Source organism: Blautia sp. AF34-10, assembly GCF_003477865.1.
Lineage (GTDB): Bacteria > Bacillota > Clostridia > Lachnospirales > Lachnospiraceae > Fusicatenibacter > Fusicatenibacter saccharivorans.
In genome coordinates, this window is the sequence record NZ_QUED01000042.1 from 1 (window position 1) to 9,376 (window position 9,376).

At 42.7% G+C, this 9,376-nt stretch carries 8 protein-coding genes and 3 pseudogenes; 10 read left to right on the plus strand and 1 reads right to left on the minus strand.

Going from position 1 to position 9,376, the window contains the following annotated elements:
• Positions 1-191: 191 nt before the first annotated feature.
• The 10 genes and pseudogenes from DWZ60_RS16030 (at position 192) to DWZ60_RS16075 (ending at position 9,199) form a co-directional block, all read left to right on the plus strand.
• The gene (locus DWZ60_RS16030) at positions 192-488 is read left to right on the plus strand and encodes a hypothetical protein (protein WP_008787618.1); all 297 of its coding nucleotides are present in this window, start codon (positions 192-194) and stop codon (positions 486-488) included.
• Positions 407-910, plus strand: coding sequence for an antirestriction protein ArdA (locus tag DWZ60_RS16035; protein ID WP_008787619.1), 504 nt, complete (start codon positions 407-409; stop codon positions 908-910). The genes DWZ60_RS16030 and DWZ60_RS16035 overlap by 82 nt, the downstream gene beginning before the upstream one ends.
• A gap of 17 nt (positions 911-927) precedes the next feature.
• Positions 928-1,430: pseudogene (locus DWZ60_RS16040) on the plus strand (antirestriction protein ArdA).
• A gap of 116 nt (positions 1,431-1,546) precedes the next feature.
• Positions 1,547-1,945: a conjugal transfer protein gene (locus tag DWZ60_RS16045; RefSeq protein ID WP_009243016.1), complete on the plus strand. Its 399-nt coding sequence runs from the start codon at positions 1,547-1,549 to the stop codon at positions 1,943-1,945.
• Positions 1,923-4,373, plus strand: coding sequence for an ATP-binding protein (locus DWZ60_RS16050; RefSeq protein WP_008787620.1), 2,451 nt, complete (start codon positions 1,923-1,925; stop codon positions 4,371-4,373). Before DWZ60_RS16045 ends, DWZ60_RS16050 begins: the two co-directional genes overlap by 23 nt.
• A pseudogene (locus DWZ60_RS16055) lies at positions 4,373-6,549 on the plus strand (CD3337/EF1877 family mobilome membrane protein). Before DWZ60_RS16050 ends, DWZ60_RS16055 begins: the two are co-directional and overlap by 1 nt.
• On the plus strand, positions 6,546-7,553 hold the full coding sequence (locus DWZ60_RS16060; RefSeq protein ID WP_008787622.1) for a bifunctional lytic transglycosylase/C40 family peptidase: 1,008 nt from the start codon (positions 6,546-6,548) through the stop codon (positions 7,551-7,553). Before DWZ60_RS16055 ends, DWZ60_RS16060 begins: the two are co-directional and overlap by 4 nt.
• 17 nt (positions 7,554-7,570) lie before the next feature.
• Positions 7,571-8,482, plus strand: coding sequence for a conjugal transfer protein (locus DWZ60_RS16065; RefSeq protein WP_008787623.1), 912 nt, complete (start codon positions 7,571-7,573; stop codon positions 8,480-8,482).
• 100 nt (positions 8,483-8,582) lie between these two features.
• Complete coding sequence (locus DWZ60_RS16070; protein WP_008787624.1) at positions 8,583-8,786, plus strand: helix-turn-helix transcriptional regulator; 204 nt, start codon at positions 8,583-8,585, stop codon at positions 8,784-8,786.
• Positions 8,783-9,199, plus strand: a complete 417-nt coding sequence (locus DWZ60_RS16075; RefSeq protein WP_008787625.1) for a hypothetical protein — start codon at positions 8,783-8,785, stop codon at positions 9,197-9,199. Before DWZ60_RS16070 ends, DWZ60_RS16075 begins: the two co-directional genes overlap by 4 nt.
• Positions 9,200-9,224: 25 nt before the next feature.
• Here DWZ60_RS16075 and DWZ60_RS21010 read toward each other — a convergent pair.
• Positions 9,225-9,376: pseudogene (locus DWZ60_RS21010) on the minus strand (redoxin domain-containing protein); the annotation flags it as partial.

Genomic DNA, 9,376 nt, shown 5'->3' on the forward strand with positions numbered 1-9,376 from the left:
CAAAAAAGTAAACTATAGAAAAATGTATATTGTCGGAATTGTATTAAGTACTTTGGTATTTTATTATATTTTTCCATGGTAGTTTATATTGATAAATCCCAGTTTGACAATTTCATATCCATACACACAAAGCAGTTAGTCTTAGGATTGACTGCTTTTTTCTTACCTAAATTTTAGATTGGAGTGATGAAATGAGCGATATTTTTAAGGATATGCAGACGAAAGTCGGCTGTGATTATATTTCCGACCTGCCCTCTTACAAGCGTAAGGTGTGGCAGGAAATGAAACGACTGAACCCTGCCGATTATGAAGAAAGACAGTTAGAAGATTTTTCTAAATATGTGTTTGGTATGTCGTACCAGACCTTACAAGATGTGATGAAACAACAGAAAGGACGTGAGGAACAATGCAGGAAACAAGGGTGCTGGTGGAAACGAAAGGAACAACTGGCGAAGAAACAACATCATACTGGTTTGACCTGCCGATAGATGTTGCAGAGTTTGAAGAAAAGTTAGGTGTCGGTGCAGAAAGTGGGGATTACCGCATTATCGAAAAGGTACTGCCCTTTGCTGATGAAGTCCACGAACATACAAGCGTGTACCAGCTCAACGAATTAGATTTTATGTACCGCCAGCTTTCAAGCGATATGCAGGAAGAATATGTATCACTTCTTACCGTGTATGAAAATTTAGAAGCACTTTATATTTGCAGGAACGTGATTACGGTTTATCCCGACTGCAAAAGCATGATAGATGTTGCAAGGCAAAAGCTGATGAACGACCCGACATTTAAGCATTTATCCGAGGACTGTCAAGAATATTACTTTGACTTTGAAGCCTACGCTTCTCACTTGCAGGAACACGGGAAATTTTTAGTAACAGAACACGGTATCTTTGAACTGCCAGAGTAGGAAATGAGGTGGTGCTTATGATTGATGATATGGCGGTTTACATTGCTAATCTTGGCAAATACAATGAGGGCTATTTAGTCGGTGCTTGGTTCACGTTCCCCATTGACGAGGAAGATGTGAAAGAAAAAATCGGCTTGAATGAACAGTATGAGGAATACGCTATCCATGATACCGACAACTTCCCCATTGCGATTGGCGAGTATGTTTCCATTGAAGAACTCAATGAGATGTATGAAATGATAGAGGAACTTCCCGACTATATTGTAGAGTGTCTGGACGAATTTATCAGCCACTACGGGACGCTGGAAGAAGTCGTGGAACACAAGGACGATATTTATTATTATCCCGACTGTGAAACTATGACAGACGTTGCCTATTACTACATAGACGAATTGCAGGCACTTGGGGACATTCCACCCAGCTTACAGAATTACATTGACTATGAAGCCTACGGGCGAGATTTGGATATGGGCGGTTGCTTTATTGAAACAAGCGAGGTATGTGCGAGATACCATATTAACGCTGGAAGATCAGCGACAAGCATTGTTGTTACTGACAGCGTATTTCTCTTTAAGGGACAGTCTGAAAATGGCTGTCCTTTTCTATTTAGAAACTTACGAAAGGAGCTGAAAGAACTTGAAAAAGATTAAATCTTATACGGGTATCTGGAACGTGGAAAAAGTCTTGTATGCAATCAATGACTTTAACTTACCCTTTCCCGTTACCTTTACACAGATTACATGGTTTGTGATTACGGAATTTCTCATTATTCTGTTTGGGGATATTCCCCCACTTTCCATGATTGAGGGAGCATTTCTCAAATACTTTGGTATTCCCGTTGCTCTCACATGGTTTATGTCGCAGAAAACCTTTGACGGAAAGAAGCCGTACAGCTTTTTGAAATCACAGATAACCTATGCCCTGCGACCGAAAATCACTTATGCAGGAAAAGCCGTAAAACTGCATAAGCAGATACTCAATGAAACAATCACGGCAGTAAGGAGTGTGAACTATGTTCCCGATAAAATATATTGACAATAACCTTGTCTGGAATAAGGACAATGAGGTGTTTGCTTATTATGAGCTGATACCATACAACTATTCTTTCCTATCCGCAGAGCAGAAATTTATCGTGCATGACAGTTTCCGACAGCTTATCGCACAGTCCCGTGAGGGAAAAATTCATGCGTTGCAGATTGCAACGGAAAGCTCAATACGAAGTATGCAGGAGCAGTCAAAGAAGCTGGTTACGGGGAAATTAAAGGAAGTTGCCTGCCAGAAGATAGACGAACAGACCGAAGCGTTAGTATCAATGATTGGGGACAATCAAGTGGACTACCGCTTTTTTCTTGGCTTTAAGCTCATGGTTACGGAAGAACAGCTCAATCTGAAGAACATCAAAAAATCGGCGTGGCTGACATTCAAGGAATTTCTCCATGAAGTGAACCACACGCTGATGAATGACTTTGTTTCCATGCCGAATGATGAAATCAACCGTTATATGAAAATGGAAAAGTTGCTGGAAAATAAAATCTCCCGTCGCTTTAAGGTGCGTCGCTTGGAAATCCATGATTTTGGGTATCTCATGGAACATCTTTACGGCAGGGACGGTATCGCCTATGAAGATTATGAGTACCAGCTACCAAAGAAGAAATTACAGAAAGAAACGCTGATAAAATACTACGACCTTATCCGTCCGACAAGGTGTGTGATTGAGGAAAGCCAGCGGTATTTGCGATTGGAACATGAGGACAGGGAAAGCTATGTGTCCTACTTTACCGTCAATGCGATTGTTGGCGAGCTTGATTTTCCGTCGTCTGAAATCTTCTATTTCCAGCAACAGCAATTCACATTCCCCGTTGATACTTCTATGAATGTAGAAATCGTGGAGAACCGTAAAGCATTAACAACCGTCCGCAACAAGAAAAAGGAATTGAAAGACCTTGACAATCACGCTTATCAAGCAGGAAGTGAAACAAGCTCAAATGTGGTGGACGCATTAGACAGCGTGGATGAGCTGGAAACGGACTTAGACCAGACAAAAGAAAGTATGTATAAGCTCTCTTATGTAGTGCGTGTATCGGCTGATGATTTGGACGAATTAAAACGCCGTTGTGATGAAGTCAAAGATTTTTACGACGACCTCAATGTAAAGCTGGTGCGTCCTGCTGGGGATATGCTGGGGCTTCATTCTGAATTTCTTCCTGCCAGCAAGCGATATATCAATGACTACGTGCAGTATGTAAAATCAGATTTCTTGGCAGGTCTTGGTTTTGGTGCGACCCAGCAGTTAGGGGAAACTACGGGTATCTATATGGGCTATTCCGTTGATACGGGAAGAAATGTGTACCTGCAACCGTCGTTAGCTTCGCAGGGTGTAAAAGGTACAGTAACAAACGCTCTTGCTTCTGCTTTTGTCGGTTCGCTTGGCGGTGGAAAGTCATTCTGCAACAATCTTCTGGTATATTATGCGGTGCTGTTTGGCGGTCAAGCAGTCATTTTAGACCCCAAAGCTGAGAGGGGCAACTGGAAAGAAACGCTCCCAGAAATCGCCCATGAAATCAATATCGTAAACCTTACCAGCGACAAGGACAATGCAGGACTTCTTGACCCGTTCGTGATTATGAAGAATGTAAAAGACGCTGAAAGTCTGGCAATCGACATCTTAACATTCCTTACGGGTATTTCCTCTAGGGACGGCGAAAAATTCCCTGTACTTCGTAAGGCGGTACGCTCCGTTACCCAGAGCGACAGTCGGGGCTTGCTCCATGTGATAGACGAGCTACGCCGTGAAGATACACCCATATCAAGAAATATCGCAGAACATATCGACAGCTTCACGGACTACGACTTTGCACACCTGCTGTTTTCAGACGGTACGGTGGAAAATGCAATCAGTCTGGATAACCAACTCAATATCATTCAAGTAGCGGACTTAGTATTACCAGATAAGGATACAACATTTGAGGAATACACGACCATTGAATTATTGTCGGTGTCTATGCTGATTGTGATTAGTACCTTTGCCCTTGATTTTATCCATTCAGACAGAAGCATTTTTAAGATTGTAGACCTTGACGAAGCGTGGGCGTTCTTAAATGTGGCACAAGGCGAAACTTTATCAAATAAGCTGGTGCGTGCTGGACGAGCTATGCAGGCAGGCGTCTATTTTGTTACACAATCTTCTGGCGACGTGTCAAAGGAAAGTCTGAAAAACAATATCGGCTTGAAGTTTGCCTTTCGTTCTACTGACATCAACGAGATAAAGCAGACCTTAGAATTTTTCGGTATCGACAAGGACGACGAGAACAACCAGAAACGCTTGCGTGATTTGGAGAACGGACAATGCTTATTGCAGGACTTATACGGGCGTGTCGGTGTGGTGCAGATACACCCAGTCTTTGAAGAACTGCTACACGCCTTTGATACCAGACCGCCCGTACAGAGAAATGAGGTGGAGTGATGAAAGAAAGGATAAAAGGTGCGTTCACAAAAAGGAAGATACTTCACTTTCTCAAAATGGCTCTGTTTGTCGTGGCACTCTCCCTTATCCTGCTCTCACTTCTGGGGACGGTGGCTCATGCGACGGGGCTTGTGGACGATACCATAAACGCAGAAAATCTTTACTCAAAATATCCGCTGTCGAATTACCAGCTTGATTTTTATGTGGATAATAGCTGGTCGTGGTTGCCATGGAACTGGCTGGACGGTATCGGAAAATCGGTGCAGTACGGACTTTACTGCATTACCAATTTTGTCTGGACGATAAGCCTTTATTTAAGCAATGCTACGGGCTATGTGGTGCAGGAAGCATACAAACTTGATTTTATTAACGATATGGCAGACAGTATCGGACAAAGCATACAGACCCTTGCAGGCGTTACCGAGAACGGCTTTTCTTCTACGGGCTTCTATGTCGGTTTCCTGCTTCTCATTATCTTAATAGTGGGACTTTATGTTGCCTATACGGGACTTATCAAACGCGAAACCAGCAAGGCACTTCACGCTGTTATTAACTTTGTGGTGGTGTTCGTGTTGTCCGCTTCCTTTATTGCCTACGCTCCCGATTACATCAAGAAGATAAATGAATTTTCATCAGACATCAGTACCGCTTCTTTGGACTTGGGAACAAAAATCATGCTCCCCAACTCTGACAGCGAGGGCAAGGACAGCGTGGACTTGATACGGGACAGCTTGTTTTCCATTCAAGTGGAACAGCCGTGGCTCTTGCTTCAATTTGGTAACAGCAACGCAGAGGAAATCGGGACAGACCGTGTAGAAGCTCTGGTATCAGTAAGTCCAGAGGACGAGGACGGCAAGACCAGAGAGGAAGTCGTGAAAACAGAAATCGAGGACAATGACAACAACATCTGACGATACCGCAGGTCGTAAACCGTTTAGGTATGGTGTTCTTCCTGCTATTCTTTAACTTAGGTATCACGATATTTGTATTCTTGCTTACGGGTATGATGTTGTTCAGCCAGATACTCTTTATTATCTTTGCAATGTTTTTACCTATCAGCTTTCTACTTTCCATGATACCGAGCTATGAAAGCATGGCAAAGCAGGCAATCGTGAGGGTATTTAATACCATAATGACACGGGCAGGAATAACGCTCATTGTAACGGTGGCGTTCAGCATTTCCAGTATGTTTTATAACATCTCCACAGACTACCCGTTCTTTATGGTGGCGTTCTTGCAGATAGTGTGTTTTGCTGGTATCTATATGAAACTGGGCGACTTAATGAGTATGTTCTCACTTAATGCTGGCGACAGTCAAAACATGGGACGAAGAATTTTCCGCAGACCGTATCTGTTTATGCGACATAGGGCTAGGCGTATGGAACACCGTATTGCAAGGGCGGTAAGTGCTGGCGGTATTTCGGGTGCCGTTGCTGGCAAGAGAGCCGAAAGAAAAAATACGGCTTCTAAAGAAAATCGGGGCAATACCACTTCCAGCATGGGACAGCGTGCAGGCTCAAAGGTGGGTGCTGTCTTAGATACGAAAAATAAAGTGAAAGACAAGGCTAACGCTGTCAAAGAGAATATCAAGGATATGCCGACACAGACCGCTTATGCGGTGTATTCCGCAAAGGAAAAGGCAAAGTCCAGCGTATCAGACTTCAAGCGTGGCATGGTGCAGGAACAGCAGTCCAGACAGACGGGACGCTTGGAAAAGCAGGAACAGCATAGACAGAATATCGCTGACAAACGTATGGAGCTTCAAAAGGCACAAGAAGCAAGACAAAGAAAGACGGACGGATCAGCGACAACGGGAGCTACCCGTCCCCATGAGCGACCAGCCACAGCTTCAACCATTCCAAAGCCGAGTGCGGAAAAAATGCAGGAAGTGAAACGTCCTGCCACAGCGACCACTTCAAAAGCAAGTGAACCAGTCAAGACAAATGTTGTGAAAGAGCGTCCGTTATCTTCTGGTGCTTCTGATAAGAAAGCGACCCAGCCTGCACAGCCAGTACATAGGCAGAATGTAGAAAAAGTAGTATCGCAGGAAACACGCCAGAATTACAAAGCAGAGCGTACTACAAAGAAACAGACCTTTGAACAATCAAAGCGTACAACGGAACATACCGAAAAGAACCGTAACCTTGTAACGAAGAAAGGACAGAAGAAAAAATGAAACTGAAACATATCGCTCTTATTGGCAGTCTGTTTCCTATCCTCTTTTCCATAGTCCTTTTCTTTGGTGTCCTCATTAGTGCGGACAGCGACGACGAGAACAGCAACTTTTCTTCTGGCATTACGGGTATGAATTTATCCGCAGAAGTCTTGAAACATCAGCCTATGGTGGAAAAATACGCCAGAGAAAACGGTATCTCCGAGTATGTCAACGTGCTACTGGCTATCATTCAAGTAGAAAGTGGCGGTACGGCAGAAGATGTTATGCAGAGTTCAGAAAGTCTTGGTTTACCGCCCAACTCTTTAGATACGGAAAGCTCAATCAAGCAGGGGTGTAAGTATTTTGCGTCCCTGCTTTCTTCCTGTAAAAATCAAGGTATCGACGATTTGAATGTAGCGATACAGTCCTATAACTATGGCGGTGGTTATGTGGGATATGTGGCAGGAAAAGGAAAGAAACACACCTTTAACCTTGCAGAGAGCTTCGCCCGTGAGAAATCGGGTGGAAAGAAAGTAACCTACACCAACCCGATAGCCGTTGCGAAGAACGGGGGTTGGCGGTATCAGTATGGCAATCAATTTTACGTCGAATTAGTCAATCAGTATTTAACTGTTCCGCAGGTATCGGGAGAGCTGGCACAAAAGGTCATGAATGAAGCGTTAAAATATCAAGGCTGGAAATATGTGTATGGCGGTAGCAATCCCAACACTTCTTTTGACTGTTCGGGACTGACGCAATGGTGCTATGGAAAAGCTGGTATCTCCTTACCGAGAACCGCACAAGCACAGTATGACGCAACCCAACATCTTCCACTTTCGCAGGCAAAGGCTGGGGACTTGGTATTTTTCCATTCTACCTATAACGCTGGAAGTTATGTAACACACGTCGGTATTCTTGTTTCGCCGACACAGATGTACCACGCAGGCGACCCGATAGGATATGCAGACCTAAGTAGTAGTTACTGGCAACAGCACTTAATCGGTGCAGGACGAGTAAAACAATAGAAAGTGAGGATTTCATCATGTTTAGAAAGAATAAGAAACAGACAGAAACTATCAAAGAACCCAAAGAAAAAAAGGTGCGTACTTTCAAGGTAGGCACACATAAAAAATCCGTGATTGCATTGTGGGTGGTGCTTATCGCAAGCGTGAGCTTTGGGGCGTATAAGAATTTTACGGCTATCGACCAGCACACGACCCATGAAAAAGAAATCATAGAGCTTCGCTTGCAGGACACCAACGGGATAGAAAATTTTGTGAAGAACTTTGCAAAGCCCTACTACACATGGAGTAACAGCAAAGAAGCGATTGAAGCAAGGACGCAGGCAATCAGCGGTTATCTGACAAAGGAATTGCAGGACTTGAATGTGGATACCATTAGAACCGATATACCGACCAGCTCCACAGTTACAGATGTGATTGTATGGAGTATTGAACAGTCGGGAACGGACACTTTTTCTGCTACCTACGAAGTGGATCAGCAGATAAAAGAGGGAGAACAGACAAGCAATGTGAAAGCAACCTATACCGTAAAAGTCCATGTAGACGCTGACGGGGATATGGTAATCGTTCAGAACCCTACCCTTGCACCAGCAATCGAGAAATCAGATTATGAGCCTAAGACACCAGAAGCAAATGCAAGTGTAGACGCTGATACCGTCAATGACGCTACTGCATTTCTTGAAACATTCTTTAAGCTGTACCCGACAGCCACAGAAAAAGAGCTTGCCTACTATGTATCGGGAAATGTGCTTGAGCCTATCGGCAGGGACTACATTTATGCTGAACTGGTAAACCCTATCTTTACAAAGGACGGGGACAATGTGAAAGTCAAAGTTGCTGTGAAATTCCTTGATAATCAGACAAAGGCTACACAAATATCGCAGTATGAACTTGTGCTACATAAGGATAGCAACTGGAAGATTGTAGGATAATAAAATATGGAAAGTTTGCTTGACATTCTTTACTTGCAGGAGTATCATAAGATTAGAAAAGGAAAGCAAACTTTCCATTTGTTCAAGAAAGGGGTATGTTGTGAAAAATCGTTTAGAAGAATTACGAAAACAAAGAGGTATTAAACAAGAAGATTTAGCGACTGCTCTTGAAGTATCTCGTCAAACAATAGGCTCTTTAGAAAATGGACGCTACAATCCCTCTATTATCTTAGCTTTTAAAATTGCAAGGTACTTTCAAATGAGTATTGAAGAAATATTTATTTATGAGGAGGAAAGCAAATGAAACATAAGATACAAAAAGTTGAATTATTTATCGGTGTAATAATCTTTTTAGGTGGTTTACTAACTTATGGTTTAGGCGTACACCAACTATTGCCCGTACCTCGTCCAGATTTGGTTGTCTATGGTACAACGCTTATTGGAATAATATTGATTTTTATGGGTTGTGATATATTCAGTAAGCCAACAAAAGAAATGCAAATATTAGAAAATGATGAAAGAAATATCGCAATTACTAATGCTTCTCTTGCGAATGCTTATAAAGTAACACTTACATTATTGGTTCTTGTATTATTTGCTCTTGTCTTTATGGGATATATGAGTAAAGTTGTGTTTTTTTCGATAGCAGGAGTTATTGCTATCGGACAAATTACATGGGTTATAACAGCTCGTTATTTAGATAAAAATACGTCTTAATTCTTCAAGTATTTTTAGTTTTTCCTTCTCCATAACTACGCCCCATTCTTTTTTGTATAGTAATATTGTATGCTTCAATAACTTTACGCTCCGGATCTGCTAATAGCGTAAATGCCAGTCCGTATTTTTCTTCAAATCTCTTGTGAGACGCTACAGAGTCCTTGCTTACTCCGAGAA

Excerpts from the sequence above, each read along its gene's own strand:
- DWZ60_RS16050 (WP_008787620.1), top strand. The coding sequence starts at position 1,923 with ATGTTCCCGATAAAATATATTGACAATAACCTTGTCTGGAATAAGGAC.
- DWZ60_RS16030 (WP_008787618.1), top strand. The coding sequence starts at position 192 with ATGAGCGATATTTTTAAGGATATGCAGACGAAAGTCGGCTGTGATTAT.
- DWZ60_RS16035 (WP_008787619.1), top strand. The coding sequence starts at position 407 with ATGCAGGAAACAAGGGTGCTGGTGGAAACGAAAGGAACAACTGGCGAA.
- DWZ60_RS16075 (WP_008787625.1), top strand. The coding sequence starts at position 8,783 with ATGAAACATAAGATACAAAAAGTTGAATTATTTATCGGTGTAATAATC.
- DWZ60_RS16060 (WP_008787622.1), top strand. The coding sequence starts at position 6,546 with ATGAAACTGAAACATATCGCTCTTATTGGCAGTCTGTTTCCTATCCTC.
- DWZ60_RS16065 (WP_008787623.1), top strand. The coding sequence starts at position 7,571 with ATGTTTAGAAAGAATAAGAAACAGACAGAAACTATCAAAGAACCCAAA.